Genomic DNA, 13,081 nt, shown 5'->3' with positions numbered 1-13,081 from the left:
CCGGGCGCCGGGCCGGACATTGAACGCTCACACATCAGAGCAGTGGGCCGAAGGGTCCTACAGAACGTAGGTGAAGGAAGTGGATCGAGATGGTTGACCGGATCAGCGCCGTCGAGGTGACGGTTCCGCGTAACGCGTTCCTGGGGTGGATCGCCGACCTCAAGGTCAGTACGAAGCTGCTCGCCGCCGTGCTGACCATGGCCGTCGTGGCGCTGATCATCGCAATCCTCGGGGTCACCCGGATGACCAAGCTGAGCGACACGCTCGACGAGATGCGGGCCACGCACGTGGAGAGCGCGCTGTACCTCGGCAAGGTCAGCGACGGGGTGGGGCTGGACTGGCGGGCCATGCTGCTGCACCAGGTGAAGAACGCGTCGGCCGACACCACTCGGCAGGCCGCCGACGCCGCCGTCAGCGCGGCGATCGCCTCGTACCAGCAGACCGCGAAGTCCTCGCAGGCCCGGCTCACCGCCGTCGACCAGTTCATGGCGGCCTACCAGAACTTCCAGAATCTGCGGGACGTCGTCTCGTTCGGCATGGCCGCCCCGGCCGGATTCACCGCGCCGACCGTCGCGCAGCGGGGGCCCGTCTTCCAGAAGGCCCAGAAGGACATGACCGACGCGCTGACCCACCTGCAGTCGGTCGAGCGGGCCGAGTCGTCGCGCCTGGCCTCCGACGCCCGCGCCCAGTACCGCAACGCCCGCACGCTGATGTACACCGCGCTGGTCGTCGGCGTCCTGCTCGCGCTGGGCCTGGTGCTTCCGCTTTCCAAAAGCATCAAATCCCAGCTGCGTACGGTGGGGGAAGCGCTCGACGCGGTCGCCGAGGGCGATCTCACGAAGGCCGCCGAGGTGCGGGCGCGCGACGAGATCGGCGTGATGGCCGCCGCCGTGAACCGGGCCCGCGCGGGTTTGCGCGAGACCGTCGAGGACCTGACGACCGGGTCCCGCACGCTGGGGTCCAGCGCTCGCCGCCTCACCGAGGTCACCCAGCGGATCGGCATGAGCGCCGACGAGACGGCGTCGCAGGCCAACGCCGTCGCCACCGCGGCCGGCGAGGTCTCCGCGAACGTCACCACCGTGGCGGCCGGGTCCGAGCAGATGGGCGCGTCGATCCGGGAGATCTCCCGCAACGCCAACGACGCCGCGCAGGTCGCCGCCGAGGCCGTCGACGTGGCCGCGGCCACCAACCACACCGTCGCGAAGCTGGGCGACAGCTCCGCCGAGATCGGCAACGTGGTCAAGGCGATCACCGCGATCGCCGAGCAGACCAACCTGCTCGCGCTGAACGCCACGATCGAGGCCGCGCGGGCCGGCGAGGCGGGCAAGGGCTTCGCCGTCGTCGCCAGCGAGGTCAAGGACCTGGCGCAGGAGACCGCCCGGGCCACCGAGGACATCTCCCGCCGGGTCGAGACGATCCAGGCCGACACGGCCAGCGCGGTCGACGCGATCACCCGGATCGCCGACATCATCGCCCGGATCAACGACTACCAGCTCACGATCGCCAGCGCGGTCGAGCAGCAGACCGCCACCACCACCGAGATGTCGCGCAGCGTCGGCGACGCCTCGGGCGGCACCACCAACATCGCCGGCACGATCGGCGGCGTCGCCACGGCCGCCCAGTCCACCACCACCACGCTGGCCGAGGCCGACGCCACGGTGGCGGAGCTCGCCCGGCTCGCCGACGACCTCGACCGCGTGGTGCGCCGCTTCACCATTTGAGGACTACAAGGGGCCCGAGTCCACGGCCAGATACATTGCGTCCCGGATACGACGCAATCGTTGACCGCGACCATTTCGTTTTCCATTCTGGGGAACCAGAAAGGAGATACGAAATGAGCGACACGATCAAAGCCGGCGACGATTCCCGGCTCGCCGGCTGGGACGATTCCCTGCCCGAGCCGCCCGACCACGACGCCGACGTCGACTCCTCCGACCAGCCCGAGCCCGAGGAGGTGCCCGATGCGGTTCTCGATGAGTGACTACTCCGTCGGCCCCCGGGCCAAGGGCTGGGGCGAGGGCTGGCCGGCCGACCGCACGAAGGACCAGGCCAGGGTGCGGGCCGACCGCTCCGGCACCCGGCTCAACGTGAACAAGAGGATCGCCCCGCTGGTCGACATCCTGCTCGACGAGAGCGAGCGGCGCGGGTACCGCTTCAACCCGAAGACGTGCGGCGGATACGTCAACCGCCCGATCAAGAACACGAGAAAGGCCAGCAACCATTCCTGGGGCCTGGCCGTCGATCTGAACTGGGATCGCAATCCGGAGAACTTCCACGGCGAGGTGCACACGAATCTGCCGGGCTGGTTCGTGGCCCTGTGGAATCGGTACGGTTTCGCCTGGGGCGGCCATTACCGCCACGACCACAAGGACCCGATGCATTTCGAGTTCATGGGCGGCCCGGCCGACGCCGACGACATGCTGGCCAAGGCGCGCAGCGAGCTGATCGCCAAGGCCACGCCGATCCCGCCGAAGAACATCACGTCCCGCAAGTACACGGTCGCCAGCGGCGACAACCTGTCCGCCATCGCCAACCGGCTGCGCGTCAACGGCGGCTGGAACGCGCTCTACCAGAAGAACAAGCAGGTCATCGGCCCCGATCCCAACAAGATCAGGCCGGGCATGGTGCTAACCCTGCCATGAGGCGAACTCGCCGAGCGGCCCGGTCAGCCGGGCGCCGGTCACCGTCAGGAACGGCCGGCCGAGCATCCCGAGGGCGCGCATCCTGCGCGTCATCGGGTGCTCCCCGAGGCGTACGTCGAAACCACCGCGACCCACCCGGGCGCCGGACAGATGCATCGGAAGCCGGCCGCGCAGCAGGCGTCCCGCCTGCGCGCCGTGATCGAGGTAGGACCAGGCCGGCAGCGACAGACGGGTCCGGAACGGCAGGCGCAGCTTGCCGTTCCGGACCTCGGCGTGCAGCACCTCGGCGCCGTTCGTGCGCACCGTGACCTCGGTGGCCCGGGCGCCGAAGAACAGATCGGCGTCCATCAGCCACTTCGGCAGCGCCCAGAAGTCCTGCCCGGCCTCGCGGGTGAACGCCCCGGTCACCGGCAGGTCGACGATGTGCAGACCGGGCCGGCCGCGCGGCCCGCGCACCAGCAGGCCGACGCCGACCTCGTCGTAGGACTTGAGCGCCCAGGGACCGTAGTGGATGGCCATGAGCAACGTGATCGCCCGGCCGAAGAAGGTCAGCGGCTTGAGCGGCACCCCGGAGAGCACCTCGCGGGCGCCGGCGGCGGGCGCGGCGAAGACGGCCGCGGTGATCCGGGCGTCGGTGATCGTCACCGGCAGCGTGACCGTCTCACCCTGTATCGACCAGGTCCCGGCACCCACCCGCTCGGCCATGCGCCCGACCTTAGCGTCCCTCAAGGCCGCAGAACAGCGGCGCCGTCGTCCCTTCCGGCCGCGAGATCGGCGAGGGCATCGGCGGCCCGATTCATCGGGTACGGATCGACGGACACCTTCAGATGATGGCCCGCCGCGAAGTCGAGCAGCCGCCGCCCGTCGTCGCGGGTGTTCGAGGTGACGCTGCGCAGCGTCCGCTCCTGGAACAGCTCGCGGTCGTAGTTCAGCGACGGGATGTCGGTGAGGTAGATGCCGGCCACCGCGAGCGTCCCGCCCCGGTCGAGGGCACGCAGCGCGACCGGCACAAGGTCACCGCTCGGCGCGAAGATCACGGCCGAGTCGAGCGGCTCGGGCGGGGGCTCCGACGCGCTCCCGGCCGACGCGGCGCCGAGCTCCAGCGCCAGCTTCTGCGCCCGCGGCGACCGGGTGAACACGTGCACCCGCGCGCCCTGGGCCAGCGCGACCTGGGCCGTCAGGTGCGCCGAAGCCCCGAACCCGTAGATGCCGAGCACCCCGCCCGGCGGCAGGGACGCGAGTGTCAGCGCCCGGTAACCGATGATCCCGGCGCACAGCAGCGGCGCCAGCTCCTCGTCGGAGTACCCGGTCGGCAGGCGGTACGCGAAGTCGGCCCGCACCGTCGTGTACTCGGCGTAGCCACCGTCGGCGTCCCATCCGGTGTACAGCGAGTTCGGGCAGAGGTTCTCGCGACCGGAGAGGCAGAACCGGCAGTCACCGTCGGTCGAGCGCAGCCACGCCACGCCGACCCGATCGCCCTCGCGGAACTCGGCCACCCCGTCACCGAGCGCCGCCACGTGCCCGACCACCTCGTGCCCCGGCACCACCGACGGCCGGTGCGGCGGCAGCTCCCCCATCGTGACGTGCAGATCGGTCCGGCACACGCCGCACGCGTCCACCGCCACCAGCAACTCCCCCGGACCCGGCCGCGGCACGGGCATCTCCGAACGCCGGAGCGCACTCTTGATGTCAGCCCCGGGCGAAACAACGCGCCATCCGTACACGACCCCACCTCCGTTCTCCATCTTGGTCATAACACGGGTGGCTGATCGCGCCGTGTTGGGACAGAGTCGAGGTGGACGGGTCGGATCTACAACGAGGTGGACATGACGACGGTCGGGGTGCTGCTGGAGTCGGAGGGGCGGGAGCGGCGGGTCGCGCTCACCCCGGACGGGGCCGCGCGGCTGCGCAAACAGGACGTCGAGGTGCTGGTCGAGGCCGGCGCCGGGCGCCGGGCCTGGTTCGAGGACGTGGGATACGCGGACGCCGGCTGCGTGGTGGTCCCGCGCGGGCAGGTGTACGCGGACAGCGACGTCCTGCTCTGCCTGCGCCCGCCCGGCGATCTCGCGTCCGCCCGCCCCGGCCAGGTGCTGGTCGGGCTGCTCGGGCCGCTGGGCGACCCCGCCCTCGCGCAGAGCTTGGCCGCCGCCGGTCTGACCGCGATCAGCCTCGACCTGCTGCCCCGCACGCTGAGCCGGGCCCAGTCGATGGACGCGCTGACCTCGCAGGCGAACGTGGCCGGCTACAAGGCGGCGCTGCTGGCCGCCGAGGCGTACCCCGGCTTCTTCCCGATGCTGATGACCGCGGCCGGCACCACCCGGCCCGCCCAGGTCCTCGTGCTCGGCGCCGGTGTCGCCGGGCTGCAGGCGATCGCCACCGCGCGGCGGCTCGGCGCGCAGGTCACCGGCTACGACGTACGCGACGCCGCCCGCGCCGATCTCGCCTCGACCGGCGCGGCCGTGCTCGAGCTGTCCACGCCCCGGGCCGAGGCCGAGGGCGGCTACGCCCGCGAGCTCACCGCCGGCGAGGCCGAGGCGCAGCTGCGCGGGATGGCCGGCGCGGTCCCCCGGTTCGACGTCGTGATCACCACGGCCCAGGTGCCGGGCGGGCGGCCGCCGCTGCTGGTGACGGCGGCCGCGCTGGCCGGGATGCGGCCGGGCTCGGTCGTCATCGACCTGGCGTCCACGGCCGAGGGCGGCAACGTCGAGGGATCGATTCCGGACACCCGGACGGTCACGACCGAGGGCGTCACGGTGATCGGCGCGGCGAACCTCGCCTCCACCGTCCCGGGCGCCGCATCCACCGCGTACGGGCGAAATGTGCTGGCCCTGCTCGCAATGCTGATGCCGCACGGAGAGGTCGTTCTCGACCTCGACGACGAGATCCTGAGCGCGGTGACCGTCAGTCACGGCGGGCGGGTCGTGCACCCGCGGGTCCGCGCCCTGCTCGACGACAGCAAGGAGATCCACTCATGAGCCCGATGCTGCTGGCCGACCTGACGGTGTTCACGCTCGCCCTCCTGGTCGGCTTCGAGGTGATCAGCAAGGTGCCGGCGACCCTGCACACGCCGCTGATGTCCGGCGCGAACGCGATCCACGGCGTCGTGATCGTCGGCGTGATGCTGCTGGCCGCGACGGTGACCGGCATCGGCGGCTACGTCCTGCTCGCGGTCGCCGCCTTCTGCGCGGCCATGAACGTGACCGGCGGTTACGTGGTCACCGACCGGATGCTGGCGATGTTCCGGAGCCGGTCATGAGCGCCTTCGACACGATCGTCCACCTGGTCTATCTCGCCTGCGCGGTCAGCTTCGTGATCGGCCTGCACCTGATGAACGCGCCCGCGACCGCCCGCCGCGGCAATCGCATCTCGGCCGCCGGCATGGCCGTCGCGATCCTGACCACGGCCGTCGTGCTCGGCCACGGCGGCGTCGTGACCACCGGCGCCGTGGTCGCCCTGGTGATCGGCGCGGTGGCCGGCGGCACGGCCGGACTGGTCGCCGCGCGGCGGGTCAAGATGACCGCGATGCCGCAGCTGGTGAGCCTGTTCAACGCGGTCGGCGGCGGCGCGGCGGCCCTCATCGCGCTCGGCGATCACACCGCGACCACGCAGGCCGCCGTGACCGGTGCGCTCGACGTGGCGATCGGGGCGCTGACGTTCACCGGCTCGCTCGTGGCCTCCGGCAAGCTGGCCGGCCGCATCCCCGGCCGCCCGCTCGTCGTGCCGTTCGGCCGGTTGATCTCGGCCGGGCTCGCCGCGATCGCGGTCCTGTTCAGCGTCTGGTTCGTCGGTGACGGCTCGAACTGGCTGCTGGCCGTGGTGGCGATCGCGGCGCTGGCCGCGGGCGTGCTGCTCACGCTGCCGATCGGCGGCGCCGACATGCCGGTGGTGATCTCGCTGCTCAACGCCTGCACCGGCACCGCCGTCGCGATGGCCGGCTTCGTCCTGGAGAGCACCCCGCTGATCATCGCGGGCGGGCTCGTCGGCGCGGCGGGCGCGATCCTCACCAAGCTCATGGCCGACGCCATGAACAGGCCGATCAGCGCGATCATCGCGGGTGGTTACGGCACCGGCGACGCCGTCACGGTGAGCGCCGGTTCCGCATCGGCTCCCGTACGGGAGATCACCGCCGACGATGCGGCGATCCAGCTCGCGTACGCCGGGAAGGTCGTGATCGTCCCCGGTTACGGACTGGCCGCCGCCCAGGCCCAGCACGAGGCGGTCGCCCTGGCCGAGGCGCTCACCGCGCACGGGGTGGAGGTCACGTATGCGATCCACCCGGTCGCCGGCCGGATGCCCGGTCACATGAACGTGCTGCTCGCCGAGGCCAACGCCCCCTACGACCAGCTGCGCGACCTGGAGGAGAGCAACCCGGAGTTCGCCCGCACCGACGTGGTGCTCGTGGTCGGCGCCAACGATGTGACCAACCCGGCGGCGCGACGGCCCGGCAACCCCGTCTCGGGCATGCCGATCCTCGACGTCGACAAGGCCCGCTCGGTCATCGTGCTCAAGCGCTCCCTCGGGCACGGCTACGCGGGCATCGACAACGAGCTCTACACCGATCCGCGTACGGCGATGTTGTTCGCGGACGCCAAGGCCGGCCTTGCCGCCTTGCTCAGCGGGCTGCACGCGTACGCGGGATAGAGATCTTAGGGGTTGCTTTCCCGGGTCTTACTCATCGATTTCAGTCACTTGACACGTCGTGAGGGGCTTGGAACGCTCGGTTGCGGGAACGCACGATGGGGCACCGGACGGGTGGGAGCCGACGCCTTGCAGAGTCCACGCATCAGCCGCTTGCTGTCCGCTCTTGCCCCATCGTCCGTCGAGGACTTCTGGGCCGAGACGTGCGCCCGCGGCACCCCGCTGATCGAGCCCTGCGACGACGAGTCGGTGCTGGTCACGTTCCTGTGGCGGGGCGAGGCCGCGTCGACCCGGGCGTGGTGGGGCGTCGACGTGCCGCTGCGCCGCGCCCCCGGCACCGACCTGTGGCACGGCACCGAGCGCTTGCCGGCCTCGGTACGCACGATCTACTGCCTCGCGCACGAGGACGCCGAGCACGCACCCCGCGACGAGACCGGCGCCGGCGACACCCACGTCGACGCGGCCAACCCGGAGCGGCTCTACTTCCCCGCCGACCCGGCCGACCCCGACGACCGCGACAGCTGGCTGTCGCTGCTCGAGCTGCCGGCCGCCCCGCCCGAGCCGTGGAGCCGCACCCGCCCCGGCGTCCCGGCCGGAACGGTCACCGAGCTGACGCTCCCCGGCGCCGCGCTCGGCCGCCCCCGCCCGGTCGCGCTCTACCGCCCCGCCGGCACGCCCACCGACGGCCTGCCCGTGCTGGTCGTCTTCGACGGCTTCCTGGCCCGGCACGTCCTGCGCGTCCCCACGGTGCTCGACAACCTGATCGCGGCCGGCGCGATCCCGCCGATGGCCGCCCTGTTCGTCGGCACCTACGAGACGAGCCGCGAACGCGACCTGGCCCCCGCCCGCCCCATCCACGAGTTCGTCGAGCACGAGCTGATGCCCTGGGCCCGCACCACCCTCGGCGCCGGCCGGGACCGCCGCGGCAACCTGATCGCCGGCGTCTCCCGAGGCGGCCTGGCCGCCGCCTACGTGGGCATGTGCGCCCACGAGCTCTTCGGCGGCGTGATCGCCCAGTCCGGCAGCTTCTGGTGGCCCAGCCCCGCCGAGGGCGCCCCGCGCTGGCTGATCCGCCAGGTGACCCGGTACCCCCGCGTCGACGTCCGCTTCTACCTGGACGTAGGCCTCCGCGAGACGATGCCGGGCCCGGGCGGCGCGCCTTCCCAGCTCTCGGTGGTCCGCGAGATGCGCGACACCCTGGTCGGCCACGGGTACGAGGTGGCCTATGCGGAGTACTCGGGCGGCCACGACTACGTGAACTGGCGCCGAACCTTCGCCGACGGCCTGATCGCGGTCGCCCGCGCCTGAGCCCCTGGCGCCATGCGGGGCTCCCGACCGCCGGCCTCAGCGCGGAGGCTCCCGCCCGACCCAATCGCCGCCCACGACGCTCCCGCTCGCCGGCCCAGCGCGGAGGATCGCGCCTGACCAACCGGCACCCACTCGGCCCTCCCGACCGCCGACCTCACCGCGGGCGCCCTGGCCCAACCCGCCGACGCCCGGCGACGCACCCCGCCCACCCGGCCTCACCGCGGGCGCGCCGGCCTCACCCCCGGGCGCTCGGGCGGCGGTTGCGCCCGGCGGGCGAGCTCGCGCAGCGCGGCCATCACCTGCACCTCACGACACATGGGCCGCTCCGTCCTCGAAGTCGGCGACTACGCAGGCGATGTTGTCGGGGGCGCCGGCCGCGTAGGCGAGGTCGACCAGGCGCTGCGCGGCGCGGTCGGGATCGGGCTCGCCGGACAGGGCGGCCCGCAGCTCGTCGCGCTCGACGAAGGCGGAAAGACCGTCCGAGCAGAGCAGATAGCGGTCGCCGGGCAGGGCCGTGCGCAGCGCCAGGTCGGCCTCGACCGGCTGCGGGCCGGCTCCGAGCGCCCGGGTCAGCAGGGCCCGCTGCGGATGGTTTCGCACCTCGGCCGGGGCGAGCCGGCCCTGGTCGACCTCGCTTCGCACCCAGGTGTGGTCCTGGGTGAGCAGGGACAGCTCGCCGCCGCGCAGCAGGTAGGCGCGGGTGTCGCCGATGTGCACGAGCGCCAGCTGCGAGCCGCGGCGCACGACCGCCGTCAGCGTGGTCCCGGCTCCGCCGCCGGTGCCGCGCACCTGTTTGTCGATCTCGCCGACCGCCGCGGCCAGTTTGGTGAGCAGCTCGACCGCGGGCTCGCCGGCCGGCTCGAGGCGTTTCAGGGCCTCGATCGCGGCCGCGCTGGCGGTGGCGCCGGCCGGGCCGCGCATGCCGTCGGCGACGGCGAGCAGGCGGTCACCGGCGTAGGCGGCGTCCTCGTTGCTGTCGCGGCCCTCGCCCTGGTCGCAGCGGACGGCGTAGCGGACCTGCAGGGTGTCGGACATGGTGGAGTCCCTTCTGGACAGTTGCCCGACGAGGAGAGCGACCTGCCGCGCCCGGGACGCGGTGTCGGCCGTGACCCGCTGCCAGTAGGCGTCGACGGCCTCGGCCGCCTTGCCCGGTGGCAGGTCGCGAACGGTCCGGATCTCGGCGATCGGCATCCCGATGCGGCGCAGTTCCGCGATCAGCCGGGCCGCCCCGACCTGGCCGGGCGAATACAGCCGGTACCCCGTCTCGGGGTCGACCGCCGCCGGTGACAGCAGCCCGACCTCGTCGTACAGCCGGAGGGCCTTGGGGGTCAGCCGCGTCGCCCGGGCGAAGACGCCGATCGTGAGCAGCTCCACGGGTGTCATCCTCCTCGTGCCGGTCGGGTGACCGGCACGACCCACCCTGGGGTCTGCCCCAAGGGGAGGGTCAAGCGTCGCGGAGCCGCGATTTTTGGACCTTGCCCATCGCGTTGCGCGGTAGCGCCTCGACCAGCCGGACGGCCCGTGGCCGCTTGTGCGCGGCGAGCCGCTCGGCGACGAAGGCGATCAGCTCCATCTCCTCGATCGGGTCGGCGACCACGAAGGCGGTGATCCGCTCGCCGAGGTCAGGATCGGGCAGGCCGAGCACGGCGGCCTCGTGCACGGCCGGGTGCAGCAGCAGCGCGTCCTCCACCTCACCGGCGCCGACCCGGTAACCGCCGGTCTTGATGAGGTCGGTCGAGGCGCGGCCGACGATCCGGTGCCAGCCGTCCGGGCCGATCGTGGCGACGTCGCCGGTCGCGTACCAGCCCTCGCCCCAGGATTGGACGGCGCCGCCGCGCAGATAGCCGTCGAACAGGGTCGGCCCCTGCACCTGCAGATTCCCGATCGTGACGCCGTCGTACGGCAAGGGCGCGCCGGACTCGTCGACGATCCGCGTCGTGATCCCGGTCAGCGGCAGGCCGACCTGGCCGGGCCGGCGCTCGCCGTCCGACCGGGCGCTGATCGTGATGAGCGTTTCGGTCATGCCGTACCGCTCCACGGGCGCCTGGCCGGTGAGCTCCCGCAGGTCGTAGAAGACGGGCGCCGGGAGCGGGGCGCTGCCGGAGACGAGCAGGCGGGCGGGCGCGAGGCGGCGCGCGGCCTCCGGCTGGGCGGCTATCCGCGACCAGACGGTGGGCACGCCGAAATACATGGTTCCGGCGCTCTGGGCGTACGCGTCGGGATGTGGTTTTCCGGTGTGGATGAGGCGACCGCCGAGCCGGAGTGGTCCGAGCGCCCCGAGAACGAGGCCGTGGACGTGGTAGAGCGGTAGGCCGTGGACGAGCGTGTCGGCCGGCGTCCACTCCCAGGCGCCGGCGAGGGCGTCGAGGTCGGCCGCGATCGCCGCCCGCGAGATCACGACGCCCTTGGGCGCTCCGGTCGTGCCGCTGGTATACAGGACGAGCGCGGGGGCGTGGCCGGGCGGCTCCCCGGGGATCGTGGTGGACCGGTCCGTCCGAGTGATCGGCAGTGTCGGCAGGCCGGTCTCGCCGGCCGCCGCCGGATCGTCCGTGAGCAGCAGCGCCGCCCCCGAGTCCTTCAGGACGTGCTCCCGCTCCAGCCGACCGGCATCCGGGGGTACGGGAACGATCGGCACGCCGGCGAGCAGGGCTCCGGCGACGGCGGCCACGGTCGGCGCGCCCGGAGCCGCATGCACCGCGGCGATCGGCACGCCGGTCAGGTCGCCGGCGATCGACGCCGCCCACCCGAGGAGGTCGTGCCGCGAGAAGCTCCCCTCCGGCGCGGTGAGGGCGGCCTCGAGATCGTCGGTGGCGAGCAGGGCGGCGAGCAGCGGCATCCTCGCATGATGCCCGCCTCGCCGGGTTGCTTCAAATCGGCATCCTTTTCCGGCGCCTTCGGAAACAGCAACGATCAAATGCCGGCGGGCGTACGGTGTCGGCAGTCGAATCCTGACGCGGCCGCTGAGTCAGGAGACCGGTATGCCTATTCCCATGACGGATGCCGCGGGAACGCCGGACTCTTGGTGGCTGCGCCTCGCGAATGAGAAACTCGGCCCGCGAAAAGGCTGCCCGGACGACGCCATTCTGGAACCGATCGACATCTACTTCCGCTCGCACGAACGATTCCTGCTGATCCGGGGCGGGGCCGAGCGCCGCCGCCGGACCGTCCTGGCCTGCCTGTCGATCGTCGCCTCCGCGCAGTGGGGATCACCGCTTCCGCTGCTCCTGGCAACGATCATCGGCGGCGCCGTCCTTCTGGCGTCGCTCCTGCGGCTGTATCGGACCACGCGCCCGGTCGCCGTTGGGGCGTGGCTGATCGCGGGCTCGTCGAGTTCGTGCTCTCGGTGAGCCACGCCGGATACCACCCATGGATCACCACGGTATTGCTCGCGACGGTCGCCCTGGGTTATCTGATCCTCTTTCCCCGGATGCCGGTATTCGCCGCGCACCGGCGTTGGGAGAACGCCATTCCGGGTTTACGCCCGCTTTTGACGTGGGCGCCCATTGTCGGTTCCGGTCTCGCGACCGCGACAATCGGCATCGTGGGGTATGTGGCGGCCAAAGCGATCCTCGCCTCGTGTTTTTCGGTTCTGGGCCGGTTACCCGCCGCGCTCGCCGTGGTGTCCGCTTCCGCGATCGCCGGTGTGCGCTCGCCTCGCTGACCAACGCTCGCGGTGGTGGTGGCCGCCGTGGCCGGCCTGCCGCCGGGGCGATCGGGCAGCTCCCTCTGGCGCAGGTCGATGATCGCCGGGCCGAGCGCGGTCGTGGCGCCGGCCGCGGGCGGGTGGGTGGTGGGCCTTCCGGGCACGCTGGGCCACGGTGCGATCAAGGTCGGCTGGGTCACGCGCGGATCGACCCTGCTGCTTGCCGTCGCGCTCGTGGTCAACCGGCCGGGTAGCTCCCCCGTACCGGGAAGGCTGTTCGAACCTGATCCGGCGGAGACTTCGGCCATGGCTGGGCAGGAGGACTACCGGAGCTGGGCCGCCAAGACGGCGGCTGAGTAGGCGGCGGCGCTGTTCCCCGAGGCCAGATCTGCGCCTTGATCGCGGCTTGCCGCCTCCGTGTCCCAGAAATGGGAATGACAACATCGTTGATTGTTTCGTGCTCGGAAACATTGTTTTGGCATGATCCAATACTTACCACCCCGCTCCGCGCCGCAGGACAATTTCTCCGTGACGCCGATGCAGTTCTTCACCACCGCTCAACTGGCCACCATGCGCGACCGTTCCAAGTCTCGTAACTATTCGCCCGAGCGCGACGCGTTCCGCCGGGAGCACGAGCGTCATCGCGCCTGGGGTTTGGCCCGCAGACACGCCGAGCGTCTCTACCATGCACACGACGACGGCCTTGGCCCTCCGGTGCTGGGCGAGGCCACGGCCCGGTGGCGCGCCCGGAAACGAAGTCAGGCCCCGTCGCCTGCGCCTGCGCCGGTCGATGATCGCCCACGGTCGGATCGGCCGGTTGCGGATCGGCCGCACGCAGTCCGGCCGCTCG

14 protein-coding genes are annotated in these 13,081 nt (G+C 72.1%); 10 read left to right on the top strand and 4 right to left on the bottom strand.

Annotated elements, in window-relative coordinates:
- Positions 1-89 precede the first annotated feature (89 nt).
- From A3CQ_RS0138605 to A3CQ_RS0138595, 3 genes are all read left to right on the top strand, one after another.
- Positions 90-1,721: a methyl-accepting chemotaxis protein gene (locus tag A3CQ_RS0138605; RefSeq protein WP_020516324.1), complete on the top strand. Its 1,632-nt coding sequence runs from the start codon at positions 90-92 to the stop codon at positions 1,719-1,721.
- 113 nt (positions 1,722-1,834) lie between these two features.
- Positions 1,835-1,981 carry a hypothetical protein gene (locus tag A3CQ_RS61340; RefSeq protein WP_020516323.1) on the top strand — a complete coding sequence of 49 codons (147 nt, stop codon included), beginning with the start codon at positions 1,835-1,837 and terminating at the stop codon, positions 1,979-1,981.
- Entirely contained in the window at positions 1,974-2,642 is a 669-nt protein-coding gene (locus tag A3CQ_RS0138595) for a M15 family metallopeptidase (protein WP_040433790.1), read from the top strand. The genes A3CQ_RS61340 and A3CQ_RS0138595 overlap by 8 nt, the downstream gene beginning before the upstream one ends.
- On the opposite strand, the gene A3CQ_RS55580 is transcribed toward A3CQ_RS0138595, so the two are convergent.
- Both A3CQ_RS55580 and A3CQ_RS0138585 read right to left on the bottom strand, forming a co-directional pair.
- Positions 2,628-3,347: an acetoacetate decarboxylase family protein gene (locus A3CQ_RS55580; protein ID WP_020516322.1), complete on the bottom strand. Its 720-nt coding sequence runs from the start codon at positions 3,345-3,347 to the stop codon at positions 2,628-2,630. The genes A3CQ_RS0138595 and A3CQ_RS55580 overlap by 15 nt on opposite strands.
- A gap of 20 nt (positions 3,348-3,367) precedes the next feature.
- Positions 3,368-4,387, bottom strand: coding sequence for a zinc-binding alcohol dehydrogenase family protein (locus A3CQ_RS0138585; protein ID WP_026206680.1), 1,020 nt, complete (start codon positions 4,385-4,387; stop codon positions 3,368-3,370).
- Positions 4,388-4,468: 81 nt separating this feature from the next.
- On the opposite strand from A3CQ_RS0138585, the gene A3CQ_RS0138580 reads away from it, so the two are divergent.
- The 4 genes from A3CQ_RS0138580 (at position 4,469) to A3CQ_RS0138565 (ending at position 8,588) form a co-directional block, all read left to right on the top strand.
- The gene (locus A3CQ_RS0138580; RefSeq protein WP_020516320.1) at positions 4,469-5,617 is read left to right on the top strand and encodes an NAD(P) transhydrogenase subunit alpha; all 1,149 of its coding nucleotides are present in this window, start codon (positions 4,469-4,471) and stop codon (positions 5,615-5,617) included.
- Complete coding sequence (locus A3CQ_RS0138575) at positions 5,614-5,898, top strand: NAD(P) transhydrogenase subunit alpha part 2 (protein WP_020516319.1); 285 nt, start codon at positions 5,614-5,616, stop codon at positions 5,896-5,898. The genes A3CQ_RS0138580 and A3CQ_RS0138575 overlap by 4 nt, the downstream gene beginning before the upstream one ends.
- Entirely contained in the window at positions 5,895-7,283 is a 1,389-nt protein-coding gene (locus tag A3CQ_RS0138570) for an NAD(P)(+) transhydrogenase (Re/Si-specific) subunit beta (protein WP_020516318.1), read from the top strand. Before A3CQ_RS0138575 ends, A3CQ_RS0138570 begins: the two co-directional genes overlap by 4 nt.
- Before the next feature lie 126 nt (positions 7,284-7,409).
- Entirely contained in the window at positions 7,410-8,588 is a 1,179-nt protein-coding gene (locus tag A3CQ_RS0138565; RefSeq protein WP_245577533.1) for an alpha/beta hydrolase, read from the top strand.
- Between the two features lie 306 nt (positions 8,589-8,894).
- On the opposite strand, the gene A3CQ_RS0138560 is transcribed toward A3CQ_RS0138565, so the two are convergent.
- A complete protein-coding gene (locus A3CQ_RS0138560) occupies positions 8,895-9,962 on the bottom strand; it encodes a MerR family transcriptional regulator (protein ID WP_020516316.1) in 1,068 nt (355 codons plus the stop codon).
- Between the two features lie 70 nt (positions 9,963-10,032).
- Positions 10,033-11,424 (bottom strand): AMP-binding protein, encoded by a 1,392-nt coding sequence (locus A3CQ_RS0138555; RefSeq protein ID WP_020516315.1) that lies wholly within the window; start codon positions 11,422-11,424, stop codon positions 10,033-10,035.
- Positions 11,425-11,578: 154 nt separating this feature from the next.
- Between A3CQ_RS0138555 and A3CQ_RS0138550 the strand changes: the two genes are divergently transcribed.
- Genes A3CQ_RS0138550 through A3CQ_RS0138540 form a run of 3 tightly spaced genes read left to right on the top strand, consistent with a single transcriptional unit; the run spans position 11,579 to position 12,591 of the window.
- Complete coding sequence (locus tag A3CQ_RS0138550) at positions 11,579-11,935, top strand: hypothetical protein (RefSeq protein WP_020516314.1); 357 nt, start codon at positions 11,579-11,581, stop codon at positions 11,933-11,935.
- Positions 11,896-12,249, top strand: a complete 354-nt coding sequence (locus A3CQ_RS0138545; protein WP_157296831.1) for a hypothetical protein — start codon at positions 11,896-11,898, stop codon at positions 12,247-12,249. Before A3CQ_RS0138550 ends, A3CQ_RS0138545 begins: the two co-directional genes overlap by 40 nt.
- 15 nt (positions 12,250-12,264) lie before the next feature.
- Positions 12,265-12,591 (top strand): hypothetical protein, encoded by a 327-nt coding sequence (locus tag A3CQ_RS0138540; protein ID WP_157296829.1) that lies wholly within the window; start codon positions 12,265-12,267, stop codon positions 12,589-12,591.
- Positions 12,592-13,081 lie beyond the last annotated feature (490 nt).

The sequence above is a fragment of the Paractinoplanes globisporus DSM 43857 genome (assembly GCF_000379645.1).
GTDB classification, from domain to species: Bacteria; Actinomycetota; Actinomycetes; order Mycobacteriales; family Micromonosporaceae; genus Actinoplanes; species Actinoplanes globisporus.
The sequence above is the reverse complement of the archived record's forward strand: the minus strand, read 5'-3'. Positions and strand labels throughout refer to the sequence as shown.

Bases quoted from the DNA above. Each gene is read 5' to 3' on its own strand.
- A3CQ_RS0138605 (WP_020516324.1), top strand. From the start codon at position 90: ATGGTTGACCGGATCAGCGCCGTCGAGGTGACGGTTCCGCGTAACGCG.
- A3CQ_RS61340 (WP_020516323.1), top strand. From the start codon at position 1,835: ATGAGCGACACGATCAAAGCCGGCGACGATTCCCGGCTCGCCGGCTGG.
- A3CQ_RS0138595 (WP_040433790.1), top strand. From the start codon at position 1,974: ATGAGTGACTACTCCGTCGGCCCCCGGGCCAAGGGCTGGGGCGAGGGC.
- A3CQ_RS55580 (WP_020516322.1), bottom strand. From the start codon at position 3,347: ATGGCCGAGCGGGTGGGTGCCGGGACCTGGTCGATACAGGGTGAGACG.
- A3CQ_RS0138585 (WP_026206680.1), bottom strand. From the start codon at position 4,387: ATGGAGAACGGAGGTGGGGTCGTGTACGGATGGCGCGTTGTTTCGCCC.
- A3CQ_RS0138580 (WP_020516320.1), top strand. From the start codon at position 4,469: ATGACGACGGTCGGGGTGCTGCTGGAGTCGGAGGGGCGGGAGCGGCGG.
- A3CQ_RS0138575 (WP_020516319.1), top strand. From the start codon at position 5,614: ATGAGCCCGATGCTGCTGGCCGACCTGACGGTGTTCACGCTCGCCCTC.
- A3CQ_RS0138570 (WP_020516318.1), top strand. From the start codon at position 5,895: ATGAGCGCCTTCGACACGATCGTCCACCTGGTCTATCTCGCCTGCGCG.
- A3CQ_RS0138555 (WP_020516315.1), bottom strand. From the start codon at position 11,424: ATGCCGCTGCTCGCCGCCCTGCTCGCCACCGACGATCTCGAGGCCGCC.
- A3CQ_RS0138550 (WP_020516314.1), top strand. From the start codon at position 11,579: ATGACGGATGCCGCGGGAACGCCGGACTCTTGGTGGCTGCGCCTCGCG.